Here is a 21819-nt window from a genome sequence, read left to right as displayed (position 1 = left end):
CACGTCACACCAACCAGTGGGCGGCGTAGTCGGGGTCGGTCAGGGCCGGACGGTCCAGCCGGAAGGGCGTCACGTCCACCGTGGTGTCGCCCTCGACCGCGAGGTCGGCGAGGAGCCGGCCGAACGTCGGGGCGAACTTGAAGCCGTGCGCGGCACCCAGCCCGACCACCACCGAGTCGTGGCCGGGGACCGGGGCGAGCACGAAGTCGCGGTCGGGGGTCAGGGTGTACTGGCAACGGAGCGACCGCACCGGGTCCCCCGATCCCGGCAGCACGCGGCGCACGTGGTCGGCGAGCCGCTCCTCCATCGCCTCGTCCCGCTCGGAGGTCCGGGCGTCGGGGTCGACCGTCGGACCGCCGCAGTCCTGCGCCGCCTTGACCGTCGGCTCGCCGTAGCAGGGGAAGCCGTAGTAGCTCGGGTCATCCATCCAGATCCACAGCGGGTGGCGCTCCGGCGCGAAGCGCGACGCGTCCTCGGGCCGGAAGTAGGTCACCTGCTCCAGCGTCGTCTCCAGCGGCAGCTCCACCCCGACCCCCGCGAGCACGTCGTTGACCCAGGCGTCGGCGCAGACCACGACCGAGCCGGCCTCGACGTCTCCGGCTGGTGTCCTCAGCCGGACTCCCCCGCCGGTGTCAGCCAGCTCCGTCACCGGGCACTCGGGACGGAGCACCGCCCCGTGCCAGGCGGCCCGCTGCTGCATCGTCGCCGTCCCGACGGCCGCCGGCACGATCGCCGCGTCGCGCTGGTGCAGCACGAGCGTCCCCTCGGGGAGCCGGAACTCCGGCCACCGGGCGGCGGCCTCGCGCGCGTCGAGCTGCTCGAAGTCGATGCCGACCGCCTCCAGCGACTCCACGTACTCCTTCGGCGCGATCGCCGCGTCGGGCGGGAAGAGGTCGAGCCCGCCGACGGTGGTCACCAGGGACGTCGCGCTGTCGCGCTCGAGCCGCGCCCAGTCGGCGTACGCCTCCTGGGTCAGCCGCACGTACGCCGGGGTGTGGTAGCTGTGCCGCAGGATCCGGCTCGTGTCGTGGCTGGCGCCCCGGTCGTGGCCGAGGGCGAACCGGTCGAGCCCGACGACCGACCGTCCCCGCCGGGCCAGCTCCATCGCGGCCGCGCTGCCCAGCGCACCGAGCCCCACGACCGCGTGGTCGAACCTCTCGCTCACCGTGCCCCCTCCCGCCGAGCCGTCGCATCTTCACGCTCGAGAGGTGCCGAGCCGTCGCGTCTTCCCAGCCGGGGCAGCAGCCAGCGGCGGATGTCGAGGCTCCAGTCCTCCATCGGTGCGAACCACCCCTGCGTGTAGCCGCGCGACGACATCCCGCGCTGCACCGACTCGCAGACCGCCCAGTCCTGCCGGTTCACCAGGTCCCAGAGGTCGCGGGCGTCCGACGGGTCGAACGACGGCGAGGCGACCTCGTCGGCGTCGAAGAGCAGCGAGCAGACGATCGTCGTGCGGTCGACCGCGGTCGGCAGCAGCACGAACGCCGCCACGTGGTCCGCGGACGCCGAGAGCATGAGGTTCGGGTAGACGAGGTCGCCCTTGTGGCGCACCCGCTCCGTCTCGCTCAGCCCGGGCAACGGACGGCGGTCGGTGGTGCCGGTCAACGTGAACGTCCAGGCCCCGTCGCGGTGCGGGACCCCGCCGTCCCAGTCGATGTCGCGACCACCTCCGCCGAACGACGGCACCAGCCGCGTCAGCTCGGGGTGCACCGGGCCGCAGTGGTAGCACTCGTTGTAGTTCTCGAGCACCACCTTGTAGTTGGCGGCCACCTCGTAGGTCAGCACGCTCCCGGTCACGAGGTCGTCGAGCCCGTAGTTGGCCAGCGTCCGCGACGCATTGCCGACGGTGTCGTCGAGCGGCACGGCCGAGCCCGGCGTCAGGTGCACGAAGACGAAGCCGCCCCACGACTCCACCCCGACCGCGTTGAGCCGGAACGCCTCCGGGTCGTCGATCTCCGCGTGCGGGGCGCGGAGCAGCGAGCCATCGAGGGCGTAGGTCCACGAGTGGTAGGGGCAGCGGATCGCCGACGCCGCGCACAGCACCGGCTCGTCGCCGCTGGGCTCCACGAGCTGGGAGCCCCGGTGGCGACAGACGTTGTACGCCGCGTGCAGCCGACGCTCCTCGTCGCTGGTGACGATCACCGACTCCCCCACGACGTCGACCACGGCGAGCCGGCCGGGGTCGTCGAGGCCGAGGTCGTCGCGCCGGCCCACGCAGAACCACTCGCCGAGGAGGACGACCTCCCGCTCGTGGGCCCAGGCGTCGCGATCGACGTACAGCTCCTTGGGGAGCGCGGCCTGCAGGGACTCGACCACGGCGCCTCCTCTCGCAGCCGCTACTGACTCGCCAGTCAGTTAGGAGACGATCCTCCCACCGCGCTCGGGGTCGTGTCGAGCCTGGCGCCGGGGCGTCGCAGGTGGCAGGCGACGAGGTGGTCGCGGCCGGCGTCGCTCGAGTGGGCGGGGAGCACCTCGAGCGGGACGGTCCGGCAGGCCTCGGCCACGCCCGCACGGGCGGCCTCCCCGTCCGGTGCCCCGTCGGCGTACGCCGGGCAGCGCGGGCGGAACCGGCAGCCGGACGGGATGTTCGTCGGGTCGGGGACCTCGCCGGTGAGCACGACCGGCTCGAGCCGGCGGGTCTCCGGGACCACGGAGAGCAACGCCTGCGTGTAGGGGTGCTGCGGGGCCTGGAGCACCTCCTCGGTGGTGCCGGCCTCGACGACGCGGCCCAGGTACATCACCGCGATCCGGTCGGCGATGTTCCACGCCAGCCCGAGGTCGTGGGTGATCACCAGGACGCCCAGCCCCAGCTCGTCACGGAGCCTCAGCAGCAGCGCGAGGATCTCCCCGCGGATCGAGGCGTCGAGCGACGACACCGGCTCGTCGGCGACCAGCAGCTGGGGGCGGAGCGCGAGGGCGCCGGAGATCAGCACCCGCTGGCGCTGGCCGCCCGACAGCTCGTGCGGGTAGCGCAGGTAGAACTGCTCCGGCGGCCGCAGCCCGGCGTCCGACAGCGCGCCCGCCACCAGGTCGGCCTCGGTGGTGCCCGGCTCGTCGCCGGCCAGCCGGTGCAGCCGGATCCCCTCCGCGACCGACTCGTAGACGGTCTGCCGGGGGTTGAGCGAACCGGACGCGTCCTGGAGCACCATCTGCACCGTGCGCCGGAACGCGCGCAGCGCCGCGGTGCCGTGCGGCAGCGGCGTGCCGCCGACGAGGACCGACCCGGCCACGGGCCGTTCGAGCGCCAGCAGCGTGCGGGCCAGCGTGGTCTTCCCGGACCCCGACTCCCCCACCACCGCGACGATCTCGCCGCGGCCGACGGTGAGGTCGACGCCGTCCAGCGCGCGGGCGATCGTGCCGCCGCGGGTCGCGAACTCGACGACGACCCCGCGCGCCTCCAGCGAGGCCGTGCTCTCCTCGACCCCGGTCATGCCGGCTCCCCCGCCCGGATGCAGGCCGCCCGGCGGCCCGGCGCCGCGCCCGGCGGCGTCACGAGGGGCGGCTCGGCGGTCCGGCACGCGTCGACGGCCTTCGGGCACCGGGGCGCGAACGAGCAGCCGTCCGGCAGCGTGCGGAGGTCCGGCGGGTCCCCGGCGAGCCCGGCCGGGGCGTAGCGGGCCCGCGGGTCGCCGATCCGCGGGAACGCCCCGGTGAGCGCCTGCGCGTAGGGGTGCAGCGGGTCGTCGAAGACCTCGGCGGCGGCGCCGAGCTCGACCACGCGTCCGGCGTACATCACGACCACCCGGTCGCAGACCTCGGAGAGCACCGACAGGTCGTGGCTGATCAGCACCATCCCGAGGTCGAGGTCGCGCACCAGCCCGCCGAGGAGGTCGAGGATCTGCGCCTGCACCATCACGTCGAGCGCGGTCGTCGGCTCGTCGGCGACGACCAGCTTGGGGCGGCAGGCGAGCGCCATCGCGATCATCACGCGCTGCCGCTGCCCGCCCGACAGCTGGTGGGGGTACGCGCGGCTCCGGGCACGCGGGAGCCCCACCTGCTCGAGGAGCTCCCCGACCCGCCTCTCCACCTCGTCGTCCGACGTGCCGGGGTCGTGCACGAGGATCGGCTCGGCGATCTGGTCGCGGATCCGCCGGACCGGGTTGAGCGAGTGCAGCGCGCCCTGGAAGACGATGGACGCCTCCGCCCAGCGGAGTGCGCGGAGGTCGCCCCACCCCAGGGTGAGGACGTCGGAGCCGTTGACCAGCACCTCGCCGCCCACCGTGGCGTCCTTGGGCTGCAGTCGCAGGACGGTGCTCGCAAGGGTCGACTTGCCGCACCCGGACTCGCCGGCGACCCCGAGCACCTCGCCGGCCTCGACGGTGAGGTCGACGCCGCGGAGCGCGGGGACCGGCCCCTCGTTGGTGCGGTAGCTGACGGTGAGGTCGCGGACCTCGAGCAACGCGCCCATCACCGTCTCCTCAGCCGCGGGTTGACGACCTCTTCGAGCGCCTGCCCGACGAGGGTGAACGAGAGGACCACCAGCACCACGCAGACGCCGGGCGGGACGATGAACCACCACGCACCGGTGGTCATCGCACCGACCGTGAACGCGTCGTCGAGCATCGAGCCCCAGGAGACGCGTGTGGGATCGCCGAGCCCGAGGAAGCTCAGCGTGGTCTCGGTGAGGATCGCGATCGCCACCGTCAACGTCGTGTTGGCGAAGACCATCGGCATGACGTTCGGCAGCACGTGGCGCGACATCAGGTGCCACCGGCCGGCGCCGAGGACGCGGGCCCGGTCGAGGTAGGGCCGCTCCTTGATCGACAGCGTCTGGCTACGGATCAGCAGCGCGGTCCCGGGCCAGCTCGCGACCCCGATCACCAGGGCGATGTTGAGCAGCGACCGGCCGAGCACGCTGGCGAGCACCAGCGCGAGCGGCAGGAAGGGGATCACCAGGAACCACTCGGTGAGCCGGAAGAGGATCCGGCCCGGCCACCCCTCGAAGAAGCCGGACGTCAGCCCGACGAGGGTGCCGATCACCATCGAGATCGCGGTGGCCAGCAGCCCGACGAACAGCGAGATCCGGGCGCCCCAGATCAGCAGGGTCAGCACCGAGCGGCCGTTGTCGTCGGTGCCGAGCGGGAACTCCGCCGACGGCCCCTCGAGCACCCCGCCGGTCGCGCGCGTCACCGAGAGCCCGTCGGAGTCGGCGAGCACCGGGGCGAGCAGCGCCACGAGGATGAAGCCACCGAGGACCACCAGACCGACCAGCCCCGAGCGGTGGCTCCGGAACTCGGCCCAGGTGCGGCGCAGCGCCTCGTTCCGGCGGCGCCGGCCGATCTGCCGGGCGGAGAGCGGGGTCGTCGTCATGTGCGCACCCGCGGGTCGAGGAGGCCGTAGAGCAGGTTGGCCAGGAGGTTCGCGAGGATCACCGCCGCGGAGGCGACCAGGAAGACGCCCTGGAGCACCCAGTAGTCGGGGATGCTCAGCGCCTCGGTGGCCAGCAGCCCCAGCCCCGGGATCGAGAAGATCGTCTCGATCGTGATCGCCCCCGAGACCACGAACCCGAGGTTGATCGCGACCAGCGTCGTCGTCGGCAGCAGCGCGTTGGGCACCGCGTGGCGGCGCCGGACCTGGAGGTCGCGCAACCCCTTCGCCCGGGCCGTCACCAGGTAGTCCTCGCCGATCTCGTCGAGCAGCGACGAGCGCATGATCAGCGCGTAGTCGGCGAGGTAGGCCAGCGTCAGCGTGGTGACCGGCAGCGCGAGGTGCCAGGCGGTGTCGAGGACGTAGCCGAACGTGCCGGGATCGGCGTCCACCGAGTGCAGCCCACCGGTCGGGAACATCCCGGGGACCGGCCCGAACCCGACCGCCAGGGTGGCGATCAGCAGCAGCCCCAGCCACCACTCCGGCATGGAGTAGAGGGTGAGCGTGCTGCCGGTCCACACCCGGTCGACGGTCTTGCCGCGGTTCCAGGCGCTGACCATGCCGAGGTAGATGCCGATGATCGTGGCGAGCAGCGTCGAGGTGCCGACCAGCAGCAGCGTCGGCCACAGCCGGTCGAGGATCAGCTCCGAGACCGGCACGCGGTAGCGCAGCGACACGCCGAGGTCGCCGGTCAGCGTGTTCTTCAGGAAGGTGAGGAACTGCTGGGGCAGCGGCTGGTCGAGCCCGTACGTCGCCCGGAACGCCTCCAGCTGCTCCTCGGTGCGGAACCTCCCCCGACCCAGCGTGCGGGCCGGGTCACCGGGGAGCACGCGGAACAGGAAGAAGTTCACGACCAGCACGAAGGCCAGGCTCCCGAGGGCACCGAGCACCCGACCCCCGACGTACTTGGCGTAGCTGGGTCTCCGGAGGGTCGGCGTGGAGCCGCCCGCGGCGACCAGGGTGGCGCTCACCTGTCAGGTCACTCCCGTTCGGCGGCCGTCGCGCGCCGCCGGAAGGCCCAGATCCCGCCACCGGCGAGCAGCGCGAGGACGACCACCCCGCCGGCGACCGGCACCCAGGGGCTGGACCCCTCGTCACCGCCGGAGGACGAGGAGGTCGACGTCCCGGCCACCCCCACCGCGTTCTGGATCCCGTCGCAGTCCCCGGCCTCGTCGGCCGGCCGCATGTTGAGGTAGTTGGCGACGCCGTACTGGAAGAGCCAGATGCCGCCGGGGTCCGGCTGCGGCTGGAAGCAGGCGAACCGGTCGGTCCGCAGCGCCTCGCCCGTGGCGCCGTACGCCGTGACGAGGTACGCCGCGTCGTAGTAGAAGATCTCCTGCATCTCCTTCATGAGCTCGACGCGTTCCTCGGGATCGACCGCCTGGTTCTGCTCCTCGTAGAGCCGGTCGTACTCCTCGTTGCAGTACCACGCGTCGTTCCACCCGCCGAGCTGGTCGCAGGTCAGGTAGCTGAGCATCGAGTCGAGGTCGGGCTCGACGTACCAGCCCCACTCGAAGGCGTCGAACTCGCCCTCGAGGATCACGTTGGTCAGCTTGTTGCTCTCCATCGCGGTGATCTCGGCCTTGATGCCGAGGTCGGCGAGCCACTCCTTGAACAGGTCCATCACCGTGACCGAGGTGTCGCTCTCGCCGCGGGCGAAGAGCCGCAGGGTCCCGAAGTCGCTGCCGTCCGGCATCAGCCGGTTGCCGGACGCGTCGGTCCCGTAGCCGGCCTCGGTCAGCAGCTCGTCGGCGCGCTCGGGGTCGTAGGTGAACCGGTCGTCCTCCGGCGGCTCCCAGCGCACGTCGCCGTACGACGGCGGGATGATGCTGTCGCCGGGCTCGCCGGCCCCCTGGTACGCCGTCTCGATGATCCGCTCGCGGTCGATCGCGAAGCCGAGGGCGAACCGGAACGCCGGGTCCTTGAGGGCCTCGTGGCCGTCGCCCATCGGCTTGCCGGTCTCGGTGTCCACGGCGCCGACGTTGAAGGCGATCTCGTCGAACCCGGGCGAGTCGCCGAAGTGCGCGGTGATCCCCTCCTGGTTCTCCAACGCCTTCACCTGGAGCGCGGGAACGTCCTCGACGTAGTCGACCTCGCCCTTGATGAGGGCCTGGACCGCGGAGTCCTTGCTCTTGAAGACCCGGTAGACGACCTCGTCGACGTGCGGGCTGCCCTTCCAGTAGTCGTCGCGCGCCTCGAAGCGCGCGGTGGACCCGCCGGCGGTGCCCTCGACGAGCCGGAACGGGCCGGACCCGACGACCGGGGTGCCGCCCTCGGGCTCGTTGGCGTAGCTCTTGACCTGGTCCTCGCTGACGTCGCTCCAGACGTGCTCGGGGATGATCGGGATCGGCAGCAGCGGCAGCACGGCGTTGGGCTTGGAGAGCTCGAGGACGACCGTCTCGTCGTCGGGCGCGGTGATCTTGGTGACCGAGGTGAGGTACGACCCCCAGGTCTGCGCCTCCGGGCCGCCGTCGAGGACCCGGTTGAACGTGTAGGCGATGTCACGTGCGGTGAGCGGCTCGCCGTCGGACCAGGTGATCCCGTCGCGGATGTCGAAGGTCCAGGTGAGCCCGTCGTCGGAGCTGTCCCAGTCCTCGGCCAGCCCGGTCGGCTCCGGCGACATGTCCTGCATCGAGTACCCGATGAGGTAGTCGTACATCAGCGCCCACATCTCGTAGGACTCCGCCTCGATGCCGAGGAACGGGTTGAACGAGTCCACCTCGTTGTCCATCGCGACCGTGAACGTGACCGTCCCGCCGTCCGCCTCCTCGGCAGCCGCCGGCGCCATCGCCGGCAGCCCCAGGAACAAGGTCGCTGCAGCGACGACCCCGATCGCACTACGGTGCCGCCCATGCCGCCCGAGCCTCCGGAAGCGCCCCGCCGTCCGTTCGAGCACACCGAGCACGGAGTGGTGCGCCCGGACCCCTACCAGTGGCTGCGCGACGTCGGCGCCCCCGATGTCCTGGCTCACCTCGCCACCGAGCGGTCCTTCTACGACATTGCCACCGGCCATGTGGCCTCCCTGGTCGAGGAGCTTCGGTCCGAGATGGTGCAGCGGACCCCGGCAACTGACTCGTCGGTCAGCATCCGCCGTGACCGCTTTTCCTACTACACCCGGACGCCGGCGGGAAGCGAACACCCCCAGTTGTTGCGTGATCTCAACACGTCAGGGGGCTCACTGGCCACGGATCCGCAGCATGACGGGGCAATTTCGGGGGGATCCGCACGTGAGTCGGATTTGCTCCTCGACGTCTCCGTACTCGCCGGCGGGTCGGAGTACGTCGAGCTCGGGCTGACCGCGGTCAGCCCCGACGAGCGGCTGCTGGCCTACTCGTACGACGTGCGCGGCGACGAGGTCTACCGGCTCCGGTTCCGCGACCTGGCCGCCGGGAGGGACCTCCCCGACGACGTGCCGCGCACCTACTACGGCGGCGCGTGGAACGCCGGGACCTTCCTCTACACCCGCACCGACGACAGCTACCGCCCCTTCCAGGTCTGGCGCCACCGGCTCGGCACCCCGGCCGACGAGGACGAGCTGGTGCTCCAGGAGGACGACGCGCGGTTCGAGCTGCAGCTCCGCGCCTGCCGGACCGGGCGGCTCGCGGTGGTCTGGGCGCGCTCCCCCGACACCAACGAGGTCTGGGTGCTCGACACCGCTGCTCCGGACGCCCGGCCGTGGTCGGTCGGTGGCCGCCGCTCGGGGGTGAGCTACCACGCCGAGCACGCGCTCCTCCCCGACGGCACGGACACGCTGCTGGTCGTCACCGACGACGGCGCCCAGGAGTTCCGGCTGATGTGCGCCCCGGTCCCCCGCGACGGCCACCAGGACGCGTCGACCTGGCGGGAGGTGCTGCCCGAGGACCCGGCCGTGCGGATCGAGCGCGTCGACGCCTTCGCCGGCCACGCCGTCCTCACCGTCCGGACCGGGTTCGAGCGCCGCCTGCACGTGTATCCGCTGCCGACCCTCCTCTCTGGTGTTGAGCCGCCCCTCGTGGTGCGCGGGAACGGTGTTGAACCGCCCCTCGTGGTGCGGCCACTCTTCCAGACCGGCACGGTGCGGCTGGCACCCAACCCGCAGTACGACGTGGACGAGGTGCTCGTCGCCGACGGGTCCTACGTCCACCCATGGAGCTGGTCAGCGCTCGACCTGACCACCGGTGAGCGGAGAGAGGCCCACCGGCAGGAGGCTCCGGGACACGACCCGTCGAGGTACGTCTGCGAGCGGCACTTCTTCCCGTCCGCCGACGGGGTGCAGGTGCCGGCGACCGTCGTACGACATCGGGAGACGGCGCTGGACGGGACCGCGCCCGCCCTGCTCTACGGGTACGGCGCGTACGAGTACACGTTCGAGGCCGAGTGGGACGCCGGGCTGCCCTCGCTGCTCGACCGTGGCGTGGTCTTCGTGCACGCGCACGTCCGAGGCGGCGGCGAGGGCGGTCGTGGCTGGTACCTCGACGGGCGGCTGAGCCGGAAGCAGAACACCTTCACCGACCACGTCGCGGTGGCCGACGGGCTGGCGGCGGACGGGCTCGTCGACGGCGCCCGGATCGCGACCCGCGGGCTTAGCGCGGGCGGGCTGCTTCAGGGCGCGGTCTTCAGCCAGCGCCCCGACCGGTGGCGTGCGGTCGTCGCCGAGGTGCCGTTCGTCGACGTGGTGACGACGATGTTCGACGCCTCGGTGCCGCTCACCCCGCAGGAGTGGGGCGAGTGGGGCGACCCGCGACGGGAGGAGGAGTTCCGCTGGATGCTCGCCTACTCGCCGTACGACAACCCGCCGCCTGCCGGCTCACGCCCCGACCTCCTGGTGACCGGTGCCGTGCACGACCCGCGGGTGATGGTGGCCGAGCCGGCGAAGTGGGTCGCGGAGCTGCGCCACACCGACCCGGCGTGGTCGCCGCGCTGCCTGTTCCGCGTCGAGACCGGAGCAGGTGCGCACACCGGGCCGTCCGGGCGGTACGCCCACCTCGCCTACGAGGCCGAGGTCCAGGCCTGGCTCCTCGACAAGCTCCTCCCCCGTTGAGCCGGAAGGTTGTTGCCGGTGAGGGTCGCGGTGTGGCTATCCTGACTCGCGAGTCAGGAAGAGGTGGGCCCTTGATCCGCACGACACCGTTCCACCCGCGGCTCAGCGAGCTGAACTCACAGGGGCTCTACACGCACTGGCAGGGGTTCCTCTCCCCGCTGCGCTACACCACCGCGCCGAAGCACGAGTACTTCGCGGTCCGCAACAGCGTCGGCGTCTTCGACACCTCGCCGCTGTTCAAGTACCGCATCAGCGGCCCCGATGCCGAGCAGCTGCTCGCCGGGCTCCTGGTCCGCGACATCCGGAGCTGCCGGCCGGGGCGGGCGCTGTACACCTTGTGGTGCGACGACCGCGGCTTCGTGATGGAGGACGGGGTCGTCTTCCGCCACTCGGCGAACGACTTCCTGCTGACCGCCGCGCGGCCCAACCTGGGGTGGCTCGACTCGCACCGCGGACGGCTGCGCGTGGAGCTCGAGGACGTCTCCGACGACTACGGGATCGTCGCGATCCAGGGGCCGCGTTCCCGCACCGTCCTCTCGGCGCTCTCGCCGGAGACCGACGGGCTCGGCTACTTCCAGCACACGCAGGCGAAGGTCGGCTCGACCGCCGTGACGCTGTCGCGGACCGGCTACACCGGCGACCTCGGCTACGAGCTCACCGTCCCCGCCGACGAGGCGGTCGCCGTCCTCGACGCGGTGCTGGAGGCGGGACGCGACCACGGGATCCGCCCCTTCGGGGAGGAGGCGCTGATGATGCTCCGCATCGAGGCCGGCCTCCCCCTCATCGACGTCGACTGGACCAACAGCCGGACCGCCTGGACCGATGCGCAGCGCGTGACCCCGACCGAGCTCGGGATGGGATGGATGCTCCGCGGCATCGACGACGACACCCGCCCCTTCCTCGGACGGCAGGCGATCCGCCGCGAGCTCGCCGAGGGTTCGTCGCGGTGGGCCACGGTCGGCATCGTCGTCGACTGGCAGCACTGGGACCGGCTCCACCGGGACGCCGGGCTGCTGCCGTCGAAGAGCGAGCACCCGCCGCCGTACGAGCAGATGCTGTACGACGCCGAAGGTGCGCCGGCCGGCTTCGTGACCAGCTTCCTGTACTCCCCGGTGCTGCAGCGCCACGTCGGACTCGCCCGGGTCACGCCGGCGCTCGCGGAGACCGGCACGGAGCTCCGGATGGAAGTCGTCGTCAACCACCGCAACACCACGGTCGACGTCCGGACCGCCCCCCTGCCCTTCTTCAACCCCGCACGGAAGACGGCCAAACCATGAGCGCACCCCAGTACGACGCCATTGTGGTCGGCGGCGGCCACAACGGGCTGACCAACGCGGCGTACCTCGCCAAGGCGGGGCTCCGCACGCTGGTCCTCGAGCGGCGCCACCTGGTCGGCGGCGCGGCGATCACCGAGGAGCTCCTCCCCGGCTTCTCGTTCACGACGTTCTCCTACGCGCTGAGCCTGCTGCGCCCGGAGATCATCCAGGAGCTCGACCTAGTGCGCCACGGCTTCCTGCCGTTGATGATGCCCTCGTCGTTCCACCCGACCGGCGACGGCGACTACCTGCTGATGGGCGACGACCACGCGCAGAACGTCCAGGAGGTACGACGCCACTCCCCTCGCGACGCCGACGCCTACGACCGCTACCACCACGACCTCGACCGGGTGGTGCAGGCGGTGCGACCGCTTCTCGACAACGCCCCGCCGGACGTCTTCAGCACCGATCCCGAGGACCGTGTCGACGTCGACTGGCTAGTCAAGCACCTCAGCGGTGTCGAGCGGCGGGTGATGCACGACGTCGTGCGGCTCCTCACCGGCAGCGCGGCGGACTGGCTCGAGGACTACTTCGTCCACGAGGGGGTCAAGGGGTACCACGCCTCCTCGAGCGTCATCGGGTCCAAGGTCGGCCCGATGTCACCCGGCTCCGGGCTGGTCCTCCTCTTCCACAAGATGGGCGAGCACGACGGACACCTGGGGTCGTGGGCGTTCCACAAGGGTGGCAACGGCGGCTTCACCCAGGTGCTCGCCCGGGCCGCGGAGGCGTTCGGCGCCGAGATCCGGCTCGAGGCGCCGGTCACCGCGGTGCTGACCGAGGGCGAGCGCGCCGTCGGTGTGGCGCTGGAGGACGGAACCGAGCTCCGCGCGCCGATCGTGGTCTCGGCGCTCGACCCGCGCCGCACCTTCCTCGAGCTGGTCGACCCGCGCGGCCTCCCCGGCGAGCTCGTCGACAGCGTCGAGCGGATGAAGTTCCGCGGCGTCTCGGCGAAGGTGAACTTCGCCCTCGACGGGCTGCCGGTGTTCCCGGCCCTGCCCGACACCGTCGAGCACTACGGCGGCTTCCTCAACATCGGGCCGACGATCGAGTACGTCGAGCGGGCCTTCGACGCGGCGAAGTACGGGTGGTACAGCGACCGTCCCTACATCGACGCCGCGATCCAGTCCGTCGTCGACCCCGACATGGCCCCGCCGGGGAAGCACGTCATGTCGTGCTTCGTGCAGTACGCCCCCTACGAGCTGCGCGGGAGCGACTGGGAGAGCGAGCGGGAGCGGTTCGGCGACCGGGCGCAGGCAGTGCTCGAGGAGCACTTCCCGGGCTTCGGCGAGCTCGTCCTCCACCGGGAGGTCGTGACGCCGGTCGACATCGAGCAGCACACCGGGCTCACGGAGGGCAACATCTTCGCCGGCGAGTTCCTCGCGCCGCAGATGTACTTCTTCCGCCCGGCCCCCGGCTGGAGCCGCTACGCCACCCCGATCCAGGGCTACTACCAGTGCGGGTCGGGGACCCACCCCGGCGGCTGCGTCATCGGCTCGCCCGGCCGGCTGGCCAGCCGGCGGGTGCTGAACGACGTCGCCGCGGGACGGGTCGGGGCTCACTCGACGGGGACCGCCAGCTCCTGACCGACCTCGAGGGCCGGGCCGGGGAGCGCGTTGAGCTTCTCGATCCGGTGGACCATCTCCCTCACGTCACCGGTCTCGCTGACCTCGCCGGCGATCTCCCACAGCGTGTCGCCCTCACCGACCACGATCGTGCGGGTCGGGACGTCGGCACCGGCGTCGCCGGTCGCCACGGAGGTGCCACCGAGGAGGACCGCGGCCGCGAGGACCAGCGCGAGCAGGAACAGCGTCACGACCACGCGGCCGCGGCGGGTGAGCCGCACCCGCCCCTGCGGTGCCGGCGCCGGGCGGCGGTCACGGATCCGGGCATCGGGCGTGCCCCGCTGTGCGGGGACGCGCTGGGCCGGGACGGAGCCCCGGACGCGGGCGTCGGTGGTGCTGGTCAGGGTGCTCGTGCTCATGGTCGACCTCCTGGGGAAGGCGAGGACGGTCCTCGCTCGGTCGTGGTGCTCTGTCGTCATGGAGCAGGTCTACGCGGGGGCTCCGACATTTCTGCGATCGCGCCGCAGACCCCGGTTCCGAACTCACGTTCGATCGAACACACGTACGACGTTAGAACGCCTGTTCGAACCACACAACCCCCAGGAGTCCCTCGTGACCCTTCCGTGACACGACACGCCCGTTCGAACACATGTTTGAGCGCGACCGCGGCACGGTCTAACGTGAGCCGCACGACCAGCGGAAGAGAGGCACCCATGGCAGGCAAGCGCGGCACCCCGACGGAGAACCCCGAGACAGGAGGCGGCGCGGCGGTCCGCGAGCTCCCCGACGGCCCGGCGGACGCCAGCGGGCTGACCCCCCGGCAGCAGCGGGTGCTCACCGTCATCCGCGAGTCGCTCGCCGCGCGGGGCTACCCGCCGAGCATGCGCGAGATCGGCCAGAAGGTGGGGCTGACCAGTTCTTCCTCCGTGGCCCACCAGCTGCGCACCCTGGAGGAGAAGGGGTACATCCGCCGCGACCCCAACCGTCCCCGGGCGCTGACCGTCTCCGCGCCGGAGGAGCAGGTCGACGAGACCGGCGTGAACGACGCCCGCCCCACGCCGGCGTACGTCCCGATGGTCGGCCGCATCGCCGCCGGTGGCCCGATCCTCGCCGAGGAGCGCGTCGAGGACGTCTTCCCGCTGCCCAAGGAGCTGGTCGGCGAAGGCACCCTGTTCCTCCTCGAGGTGGTCGGCGACTCGATGATCGACGCCGCGATCTGCAGCGGCGACTACGTCGTCGTCCGCCAGCAGCCCACCGCGGAGAACGGCGAGATCGTGGCCGCGCTGATCGACGGCGAGGCCACCGTCAAGACGCTGCAGCGGCGCGGCGGCGAGGTCTGGCTGCTCCCCCACAACGACGCCTACGAGCCGATCGACGGCCGCAACGCCACGATCCTCGGCAAGGTCACCACGGTCCTCCGCCGCGTCTGACCGACGCCGCGTCTGACCGAGCGGTCCTCTCCCGCCCCACACCCGTCCGGCCGCCCGCCGTCCTTCCCGTCTCGCCCTCGGGTCAGGACCGGCTGGGCGGCCGGTCGTCCGTCCACTGCAGAAGCCACCCGCTGCCGGGTTGCTCACAGCCCGGCCGATAACCGGTGCCCGTTCCCCGCCCGTAGGAGAGGATGACGCGGTGCCTGTGCTCCGCCCCCTCGTCCTCGCCGCTGCGTCCGCCCTGATCGCGGGGCTCGGCCTCCTCCCCGCGGCCGCGACCTCGGCCCAGCCAGCCTCGTCCTCGCCGGCGGCACGGGACGCGCTCTCCGCGGTGGAGTCGCTGTTCGACACCAGCCGGTCGCGCCGCGCGAGCGGCACCGCCCGCCACGGCCGCGAGGCGACGCTCCTCCTCCGCGACCTCGCCGTCCGCCTCGACGAGCTGGCCCCCGCGGAGCGCGCACGGGCTCGTGGCTACCTCGCCCGCCCGACCGACCCCGCCGCCACCGTCGCCGCGCTCAGCAAGGCGGTCCCGACACCGGTGTGCTCAGCCCACGTCTGCGTCCACTACGAGGTGGGCACCAGCGACGCCCCGCCCGCCAAGGACGCCGACGGCAACGGCATCCCCGACCAGGTCGACGGCACGTCCGCGGTCATGGAGCGGGTGTGGAATGCCTTCACGGCGGCCGGCTACCGCGCGCCGCTGCCCGACCGGGGGCAGGGCACCCAGGGGCCCGACAAGCGGCTGGACGTCTACCTCGCGAACGTCGGCCGGAACTTCCAGTACGGCATGTGCCGCACCGACGGCGGCTTCGTCGGGCGCACCGCGCCGGTCTCGTGCGTGCTCGACAACGACTTCCGCGAGTTCCCCGGCGACCCGCTCGGGAACCTCCGGGCCACCGCCGCCCACGAGTTCTTCCACGCCGTGCAGTACGCCTACGACGTGCTCGAGGACGACTGGCTCCTCGAGGGGACGGCGGCATGGGTCGAGGACGAGCTGTTCACCGAGGTCAACGACAACCGGCAGTACCTTGCGGTGAGCCAGATGGCGGTCCCGCAGCGCTCGCTGGACGACCCCACCGACCTCGCGGTCTACGGCAGCTGGATCTTCTGGCGCTACCTCTCGCTGCGCCACCCGGGCGAGACGGGGCAACTGCCCACGATCGTCCGGTCGGTGTGGGAGCGTGCCGGGGAGACCGCGCAGGACGGCCACACCTACTCGATGCGGGCGCTCGACCAGGAGCTCACGGCGCGCGGGAGCTCGCTGACCACCGTCTACGCCGGCTTCGCCGAGGCGAACCGCCACCCGGCGCGCCACTACGACGAGGGGGCCGCCTACCTGCCCTCTCCCCTCACCGACAGCTACGTCCTCACCAAGCGGAAGCCGAAGCTTCGCAAGGTCGCGTTCCGCCTCGACCACATGTCGAGCCGCTCCTGGCAGTTCCGCCCGGCGAAGGGGATGCGCGGCTGGAAGCTCCGGCTCACCGTCGACATGCCGGCCGCCGGCCGGGCACCCGCCGCGCTGATCACCGTGGTCCGCGCCCGCGGGCTGCAGCACCGACGGATCACCCTCGACACCTCGGGCGCCGGGCGGGTGGTGGTGCCCTTCGCCACCGGCAAGGTGCGCCGTGTGGAGCTGACCCTCGTCAACGCGAGCCGTCGCTACCGCTGCGACGGCAGCACCCGCTACTCCTGCCAGGGCTCCCCGCTCGACGACCGGCTCAAGAGCTCCTTCACCGCGAAGACGTACCGCTGAGCCGGCGCAGGGCTCCCAGCACCACGGCCCGGTCGGTGGTCCGCCACATCGGCGGCAGCGACGCCTGGAGGAACCCGCCGTAGCTGGTGCCCTCCAGCCGCGGGTCGAGCACCGCCACGACCCCCTTGTCGGTGCCGGTCCGGATCAGCCGTCCGGCGCCCTGCGCCATCAGCAGCGCGGCGTGGGTCGCCGAGACGGTCATGAACCCGTTGCGACCGGCCCGGTCGGCCGCCCGCTGCCGTGCCGACATCAGCGGGTCGTCGGGGCGGGGGAACGGGATCCGGTCGATGACCACCAGCTGGCAGGTCTCGCCGGGCAGGTCGAGCCCCTGCCAGAGGCTGAGCGTGCCGAACAGGCAGGTGTGTGGGTCGGCGACGAACTGCTTGGTCAGCTCGGGAAGCTGTGCGTCGCCCTGGGCGAGCACGGTCAGGTGCGGCAGCCGTTGGCGCAACGCCTCCGCCGCGGCCTCCGCAGCCCGCCGGCTCGAGAAGAGCCCGAGGGCGCGACCGTCCGCGGCGTCCACCAGGTCGACGATCTCGTCGAGGGTTCGGGCGGCCAGCCCGTCCCGCCCCGGTCGGGGCAGGTGCGCGGCGACGTAGAGGATCCCTTGCTTGCCGTAGTCGAACGGCGACCCGACGTCGATGCCGCGCCACGGCTGCACGTCGTCACCCCGCTCGGACGACCCGGACCGCCCCTCGGGCGCGTCGTCCTCGCCGATCCGCTCGGCCGGCTTCAGCCCGATCGTGGTCGCGAGTGCGGTGAAGTCGCCGCCGAGCTTGAGCGTGGCGCTGGTGAACACGACGGTCTTCTCGGCCAGCAGCTTGTCGCGCAGCGGCCCCCACACCTGGAGCGGCGCCACGCTGAGCATCACTCCCCCGCGGCCGGTCTCGCGCAGCGTCATCCACATGACGTCGCCGTCCGACTGCGCGGCCATCCGTTCGGCGGTGGAGAAGACCTCCTGCACCCACCCCTTCGCCTGGGTCACGCCGGCGTCGTCGCCGGAGTCCTTGCCGAACGCGGAGGCCAACGTGCGCGCAGAGTCGCGCACCAGTGCGAGGGCGTCGGCCACCGCGGTCGGCACCGGGTCGAGCCGCCCCGGCTCGCAATCGGCGAGCACGTCCCGCAGCTCGTCGGCCGCGTCGGCCAGGTCGTCGGCCTCCATGCCGGCGACGTGCCGGGCGGCGCGCTTCGCGGCTCGCTCGACCTGGACCGGGGTGAGCTCGTCGGTCGCCGCCTGGGTCACCCGGGCGGACAGCTCGTGAGCCTCGTCGACCACCACCACGTCGTACTCGGGGATCATCGGGACACCCTCGATGGCGTCGATCGCGAGCAGCGAGTGGTTGGTGACCACGACCTGCGCCTTCGCCGCGCGGTCGCGGGCCCGCTCCGCGAAGCACTCGCCGCCGAACGGGCACTTCGCCGCGCCGAGGCACTCGCGGGCCGACACCGAGACCTGCCGCCAGATCCGGTCGGTGTGGCGGGGCGCGGAGTCGCGGTCACCGGCGCCGCCGCGCTCCGCCTCCTCCTCGGCCCAGCTGCGCAGCTCGAGCACCTGGGAGCCCATCGACCCCTCCGGGACCTCGACGAGGGCGCCCTGGTCGTCCGGCACCCCTTCGCGGACCCGGTGCAGGCAGGCGTAGTTGGAGCGCCCCTTGAGCACTGCGTAGCTCGGCACCTCGCGCAGCACGTGCTTGCCGGCCTCCAGCAGCGCCGGGATGTCGCGCTCGACGAGCTGGTGCTGCAGCGCCAGCGTCGCGGTCGCGACCACCACCCGCTTGTCGTGGAGCAGCGCCGGGACCAGGTAGCCCAGCGACTTGCCGGTGCCGGTCCCGGCCTGCACGAGGAGGTGCACCCCGTCGCCCATCGCGTCGGCGACCGCCTCGGCCATCCGCACCTGGCCGGGCCGCTCCTGACCGCCCAGCGAGGCCACCGCCGCGGCGAGGACCTCCCGGACCCCCGGGCGCGACGACGAGCCGCCCGACCCGTCCTGCGGGGGCGCGGCCGTCGCTCCCTCGGCGGTCTCGGACACGGTCACCGGGGCACCCTAACCCCGGCCACCGACACCGGACGGGCTCAGCCCCGCGGCTGGGGAGAGGTGGTCAGAAGGTGACCGTCGGCGGTGCCGCCTGGGCCTCGGGGGCCTCGTAGAACGGCCGCTTGGAGACCCGTGCCGCCGCGGAGAAGAACATCCACGGCACCGTGGAGACGGTCGTGTTCAGGTCGCCGGCCGCGTCGTTGTACTGCTTCCGGGCGCCGGCCAGCTGGTTCTCGGTGGCCGCCAGCTCGCCCTGCAGCTGCAGGAAGTTCGACGATGCTTTCAGCTCCGGGTAGGCCTCGGCCACCGCGAAGACGTTGACGAGGGCCCGGTCGAGCCGCGCCTCGGCGGCCGCCTTGTCCGGCACGCTCCCGCCTCCGGCGGCCTGCTGTACGGCGGCCCGCGCGGCCGTGACCTCCTCGAGCACCCCGCGCTCGTGGGCGGCGTACCCCTTCACCGTGTTGACCAGGTTGGGGACCAGGTCGGCCCGGCGGGTGAGCTGAACGTCGATGCCGGCCAGCGCCTCGTCGACGGCGACGTCCTGCCGGCGCAGCCGGTTGAACCCGACGACGAACACCACCGCGACCAGCACGAGGACCGCGAGGACGACGAGCACCCAGACCATGGAGACCCTTTCCGAGGGGGACGACGCGCGTCATTCTGCATGCCCGCAGGTCCGAACGGGGGGACGAACGGCCCGCGATCCCGGCTCGGGGGATGCATGGAGGACCGGGGAGGGGGAACCTGGTGCCATGGCCATCAACCAGGTACCGGAGCTCATGCCGGTCCTCTCCCGGGGCAAGCACCGCAGCCCCCGGAAGGGTGCCTGCTTCATGGAGCTCGCCTCCTACCTCGCCGGCGAGCCGTGGTCGGACCACCCTCGCTGCACCCACCCGCTGCTCGCGGTCCTCGCCCGGGCGGTCAACGACCACGTCTCCGACGCCGGCCGTCCCCGGCTGGCGCCCCTCATCCCCCGGGTCATCGGGCTGACCGGTGATGCGCCCGAGGTCGACGCGCTGATCGCCCGGCACGCCGCGACGGTCGCCCTCCCGGTCGTCGCCGCCGAGCGGCAGAACGTGCTGGCGGTCGGGTTGATGATCTGCGAGCGGCAGCTGGCAGCGCTGGGGCTCCCGTCGTCACCGGAGACGCGGGCGGCCCTCGACGCCGTGCCGCTGGCACGGGAGTGGGCCGTGCGCTTCCTCGACCAGGGTCAGACCAACAAGCACTTCCACGACCGCGGCGCCCCCGCGATCGTGCACAAGTCGGTCGCCGGCATCGCGGTCGCTTGCGTGCCGGACCCGGAGTCGCTCCTCGTCGACCTGCTCGAGACCACGATCCGCCGCTGCGAGATCTGGCTCGGCCACGACGTCGAGCCGCTCGTCGAGGACCGGTGGACCGAGGCTTGCAACCTCACGTTCCGCTGAACGCGCCACCGGCGGGGTCGGGGACCCCGGCCCCTCCGGGCACGACCAGCCCGCACTCGTAGGCCAGCACCACCGCCTGGACGCGGCTGGTCAGCGCGAGCTTGGCCAGGATCCGGTTGAGGTGGGTCTTGACCGTCGCCTGGCTGACCACGAGCCGCTCCGCGATGCCGTCGTTGCTGAGCCCGCGGGCCACCAGGGCCAGCACCTCGAGCTCGCGCTCGGTGAGGTCGCGGAGCGCCGTCGGCACCCCGGCGACAGGTGCCGGCCGGCGGACGTGCTCCTCGATCAGCCGTCGGGTCAGCGACGGCGCGAGCAGCGCCTCGCCGGCGGCCACCGTCCGCACCCCGTCGACCAGCCGGTCCGGAGGGGTGGCCTTGAGCAGGAACCCGGCGGCACCGGCCCGCAACGCCTCGTAGACGTAGTGGTCGAGGTCGTAGGTGGTCAGCACGAGCACCCGGGACCGCACCTGCGCCTCGGTGAGTGCCCGGGTGGCCGCGATCCCGTCCAGCGCCGGCATCCGGATGTCCATGAGCACCACGTCGGGGTCGGTGCGCCGGACCAGCTCGATGCCCGCGCGGCCGTCGCCCGCCGTACCGACCACGGAGCAGCCGCGTGCCTCGAGCACCATCTGCAGCCCCGACCTGACGAGCTCCTGGTCGTCGACCACGACGACGGACGTCATGCCGGCTCCGCCGCCGGGAGCGGCGCGGGCGCAACGGCGCCCGCTTCCAGCGGCAGCGTGACCGAGAGCCGGAACTCCCCCTCCGCCGCCGTGTGCTCGAGGCGGCCGCCGAGGAGCGCCACGCGCTCGCCGATGCCGACCAGCCCCAACCCGCTGCCGGTGCCGCGCGCCTCCCCCACCGGGTTGGTCGCCACGATCCGCAGCTCTCCTGCATCGGCGGACAGCCGCACCCGGGCGCGGCGGCCCGAGCCGTGCTTGAGCGCGTTGGTGAGGGCCTCCTGCACGATCCGGTAGGCCGACACGTCGAGCCCGGGAGCCAAGGCGGGCACGGGCTCGTCGACCTCCAGCGCGACGGCCAGGCCGCTGCGCCGGAACCCGTCCACCAGCGCGGGCAGGTCGGCGACGCCGGGCGCCGGGTCGAGCCCCAGCTCCCCCGCCTCGTCCCGGAGGACGTGCAGCAGCCGGCCGGTCTCGACGAGGGCACGCCGGCCGGTCGACGCCACGTCCGCGAGCACGGCCTCGGCCCGCTCCGGCGCGGTGCGCACGAGGTCCTGCGCGGCCGCGGTCTGCACCACCATCGCGCTGACCGAATGGGCGATCACGTCGTGCAGCTCACGGGCGATGCGGTCGCGTTCGGCGCGCACCGCCTCCCGGCGTACCAGCTCCTGATTCCGGCGGAGCAGCTCGGCCTGGTCGGCGAGCTTGCGCGTGATCCGGCCGACGACGTACGGCGGCACGGTGAGCGCCAGCAGGAACACCGCGTCCGACCAGTCCTCCGCGCGCACGTCGACGGTGACGTGGTCGAAGAACAGCGTCGCGAGGACCACGCCGACGCCGACCAGCCCGCGGAGGTCGGCGACCCACCGCGCGAGCGCGTAGACCGCGACCGCGAGGTAGAGGATCGGTGCGGCCGCGTCGTCCAGCTGCGGTCCGAACCAGGGCATCGCCCCGAGGACCACCGCGCCCGCCGTGGCGAAGACGAGCGGACGCCACCGGCGCAGCACCAGGAGCGCCGAGGCGAGCGCCTCCAGCCCGATGCCGGCGAGCCACCCCTCGGTGCCGAGCGACGCGAGCTCGAGGGCACCCACCGTGAGGAGGCCGAGCGGGACCAGCGCGTCGCGCCAGGTGGGCCCGGTCGGCTGCTCCATCCGCCGAGGGTACGACGACGCACGGCCGTGCACGTCGAACCCAGGGTTGACGTCGGTGCGATCGCCGGGTGGACGACCGGGA

The 21819-nt window shown here is 72.7% G+C and carries 18 protein-coding genes; 6 read left to right on the top strand and 12 right to left on the bottom strand.

Going from position 1 to position 21819, the window contains the following annotated elements:
• Positions 1–4: 4 nt before the first annotated feature.
• Genes solA through FIP57_RS19060 form a run of 7 tightly spaced genes read right to left on the bottom strand, consistent with a single transcriptional unit; the run spans position 5 to position 8380 of the window.
• A complete protein-coding gene (solA, locus tag FIP57_RS19090; RefSeq protein WP_148575134.1) occupies positions 5–1165 on the bottom strand; it encodes an N-methyl-L-tryptophan oxidase in 1161 nt (386 codons plus the stop codon).
• Entirely contained in the window at positions 1162–2316 is a 1155-nt protein-coding gene (locus FIP57_RS19085) for an aromatic ring-hydroxylating oxygenase subunit alpha (RefSeq protein WP_203231346.1), read from the bottom strand. Before FIP57_RS19085 ends, solA begins: the two co-directional genes overlap by 4 nt.
• A gap of 35 nt (positions 2317–2351) precedes the next feature.
• Positions 2352–3431 (bottom strand): ABC transporter ATP-binding protein, encoded by a 1080-nt coding sequence (locus tag FIP57_RS19080; RefSeq protein WP_148575133.1) that lies wholly within the window; start codon positions 3429–3431, stop codon positions 2352–2354.
• Entirely contained in the window at positions 3428–4408 is a 981-nt protein-coding gene (locus tag FIP57_RS19075; RefSeq protein ID WP_148575132.1) for an ABC transporter ATP-binding protein, read from the bottom strand. Before FIP57_RS19075 ends, FIP57_RS19080 begins: the two co-directional genes overlap by 4 nt.
• Positions 4408–5310, bottom strand: coding sequence for an ABC transporter permease (locus FIP57_RS19070; protein WP_148575131.1), 903 nt, complete (start codon positions 5308–5310; stop codon positions 4408–4410). Before FIP57_RS19070 ends, FIP57_RS19075 begins: the two co-directional genes overlap by 1 nt.
• Positions 5307–6338, bottom strand: coding sequence for an ABC transporter permease (locus FIP57_RS19065; RefSeq protein ID WP_203231345.1), 1032 nt, complete (start codon positions 6336–6338; stop codon positions 5307–5309). The genes FIP57_RS19070 and FIP57_RS19065 overlap by 4 nt, the downstream gene beginning before the upstream one ends.
• An 8-nt stretch (positions 6339–6346) precedes the next feature.
• Positions 6347–8380, bottom strand: a complete 2034-nt coding sequence (locus FIP57_RS19060) for an ABC transporter substrate-binding protein (protein WP_238993596.1) — start codon at positions 8378–8380, stop codon at positions 6347–6349.
• Between FIP57_RS19060 and FIP57_RS19055 the strand changes: the two genes are divergently transcribed.
• From FIP57_RS19055 to FIP57_RS19045, 3 genes are all read left to right on the top strand, one after another.
• Positions 8276–10387 carry a prolyl oligopeptidase family serine peptidase gene (locus FIP57_RS19055; protein WP_238993595.1) on the top strand — a complete coding sequence of 704 codons (2112 nt, stop codon included), beginning with the start codon at positions 8276–8278 and terminating at the stop codon, positions 10385–10387. The genes FIP57_RS19060 and FIP57_RS19055 overlap by 105 nt on opposite strands.
• A gap of 71 nt (positions 10388–10458) precedes the next feature.
• Positions 10459–11664, top strand: coding sequence for an aminomethyl transferase family protein (locus FIP57_RS19050; protein ID WP_162529872.1), 1206 nt, complete (start codon positions 10459–10461; stop codon positions 11662–11664).
• Positions 11661–13286 (top strand): phytoene desaturase family protein, encoded by a 1626-nt coding sequence (locus FIP57_RS19045; protein ID WP_148575127.1) that lies wholly within the window; start codon positions 11661–11663, stop codon positions 13284–13286. Before FIP57_RS19050 ends, FIP57_RS19045 begins: the two co-directional genes overlap by 4 nt.
• Here the strand turns inward: FIP57_RS19045 and FIP57_RS19040 are convergent.
• The gene (locus tag FIP57_RS19040; RefSeq protein ID WP_162529871.1) at positions 13259–13684 is read right to left on the bottom strand and encodes a LysM peptidoglycan-binding domain-containing protein; all 426 of its coding nucleotides are present in this window, start codon (positions 13682–13684) and stop codon (positions 13259–13261) included. The two genes, FIP57_RS19045 and FIP57_RS19040, sit on opposite strands and share 28 nt — an antisense overlap.
• Before the next feature lie 294 nt (positions 13685–13978).
• Here FIP57_RS19040 and lexA point away from each other — a divergent pair, with 294 nt between their 5' ends.
• Together lexA and FIP57_RS19030 are read left to right on the top strand one after the other, a co-directional pair.
• Positions 13979–14695 (top strand): transcriptional repressor LexA, encoded by a 717-nt coding sequence (gene lexA, locus FIP57_RS19035; RefSeq protein ID WP_148575125.1) that lies wholly within the window; start codon positions 13979–13981, stop codon positions 14693–14695.
• Between the two features lie 199 nt (positions 14696–14894).
• Positions 14895–16448 carry an MXAN_6640 family putative metalloprotease gene (locus FIP57_RS19030; RefSeq protein WP_148575124.1) on the top strand — a complete coding sequence of 518 codons (1554 nt, stop codon included), beginning with the start codon at positions 14895–14897 and terminating at the stop codon, positions 16446–16448.
• Here the strand turns inward: FIP57_RS19030 and FIP57_RS19025 are convergent.
• Positions 16426–18477: an ATP-dependent DNA helicase gene (locus FIP57_RS19025; RefSeq protein ID WP_275266178.1), complete on the bottom strand. Its 2052-nt coding sequence runs from the start codon at positions 18475–18477 to the stop codon at positions 16426–16428. The two genes, FIP57_RS19030 and FIP57_RS19025, sit on opposite strands and share 23 nt — an antisense overlap.
• Positions 18478–18547: 70 nt before the next feature.
• Positions 18548–19108 (bottom strand): LemA family protein, encoded by a 561-nt coding sequence (locus FIP57_RS19020; RefSeq protein WP_148575123.1) that lies wholly within the window; start codon positions 19106–19108, stop codon positions 18548–18550.
• 127 nt (positions 19109–19235) lie between these two features.
• Between FIP57_RS19020 and FIP57_RS19015 the strand changes: the two genes are divergently transcribed.
• Positions 19236–19907: a hypothetical protein gene (locus FIP57_RS19015; protein WP_148575122.1), complete on the top strand. Its 672-nt coding sequence runs from the start codon at positions 19236–19238 to the stop codon at positions 19905–19907.
• Here the strand turns inward: FIP57_RS19015 and FIP57_RS19010 are convergent.
• Positions 19894–20589, bottom strand: a complete 696-nt coding sequence (locus FIP57_RS19010; RefSeq protein ID WP_148575121.1) for a response regulator — start codon at positions 20587–20589, stop codon at positions 19894–19896. The genes FIP57_RS19015 and FIP57_RS19010 overlap by 14 nt on opposite strands.
• The gene (locus tag FIP57_RS19005) at positions 20586–21737 is read right to left on the bottom strand and encodes a sensor histidine kinase (RefSeq protein ID WP_148575120.1); all 1152 of its coding nucleotides are present in this window, start codon (positions 21735–21737) and stop codon (positions 20586–20588) included. Before FIP57_RS19005 ends, FIP57_RS19010 begins: the two co-directional genes overlap by 4 nt.
• Positions 21738–21819: the final 82 nt, after the last annotated feature.

Source organism: Nocardioides caldifontis (assembly GCF_008087345.1).
Taxonomy (GTDB): domain Bacteria; phylum Actinomycetota; class Actinomycetes; order Propionibacteriales; family Nocardioidaceae; genus Marmoricola_A; species Marmoricola_A caldifontis.
Note: the sequence above shows the minus strand (reverse complement) of the source record. Positions and strands in the feature narration are given on the sequence as shown.

Coding starts and splice junctions, on each gene's coding strand:
- FIP57_RS19080 (WP_148575133.1), bottom strand. CDS start 3,431: ATGACCGGGGTCGAGGAGAGCACGGCCTCGCTGGAGGCGCGCGGGGTC.
- FIP57_RS19075 (WP_148575132.1), bottom strand. CDS start 4,408: ATGGGCGCGTTGCTCGAGGTCCGCGACCTCACCGTCAGCTACCGCACC.
- FIP57_RS19070 (WP_148575131.1), bottom strand. CDS start 5,310: ATGACGACGACCCCGCTCTCCGCCCGGCAGATCGGCCGGCGCCGCCGG.
- FIP57_RS19060 (WP_238993596.1), bottom strand. CDS start 8,380: ATGGCCGGTGGCAATGTCGTAGAAGGACCGCTCGGTGGCGAGGTGAGC.
- FIP57_RS19045 (WP_148575127.1), top strand. CDS start 11,661: ATGAGCGCACCCCAGTACGACGCCATTGTGGTCGGCGGCGGCCACAAC.
- FIP57_RS19040 (WP_162529871.1), bottom strand. CDS start 13,684: ATGAGCACGAGCACCCTGACCAGCACCACCGACGCCCGCGTCCGGGGC.
- lexA (WP_148575125.1), top strand. CDS start 13,979: ATGGCAGGCAAGCGCGGCACCCCGACGGAGAACCCCGAGACAGGAGGC.
- FIP57_RS19020 (WP_148575123.1), bottom strand. CDS start 19,108: ATGGTCTGGGTGCTCGTCGTCCTCGCGGTCCTCGTGCTGGTCGCGGTG.
- FIP57_RS19015 (WP_148575122.1), top strand. CDS start 19,236: ATGGCCATCAACCAGGTACCGGAGCTCATGCCGGTCCTCTCCCGGGGC.
- FIP57_RS19010 (WP_148575121.1), bottom strand. CDS start 20,589: ATGACGTCCGTCGTCGTGGTCGACGACCAGGAGCTCGTCAGGTCGGGG.
- FIP57_RS19005 (WP_148575120.1), bottom strand. CDS start 21,737: ATGGAGCAGCCGACCGGGCCCACCTGGCGCGACGCGCTGGTCCCGCTC.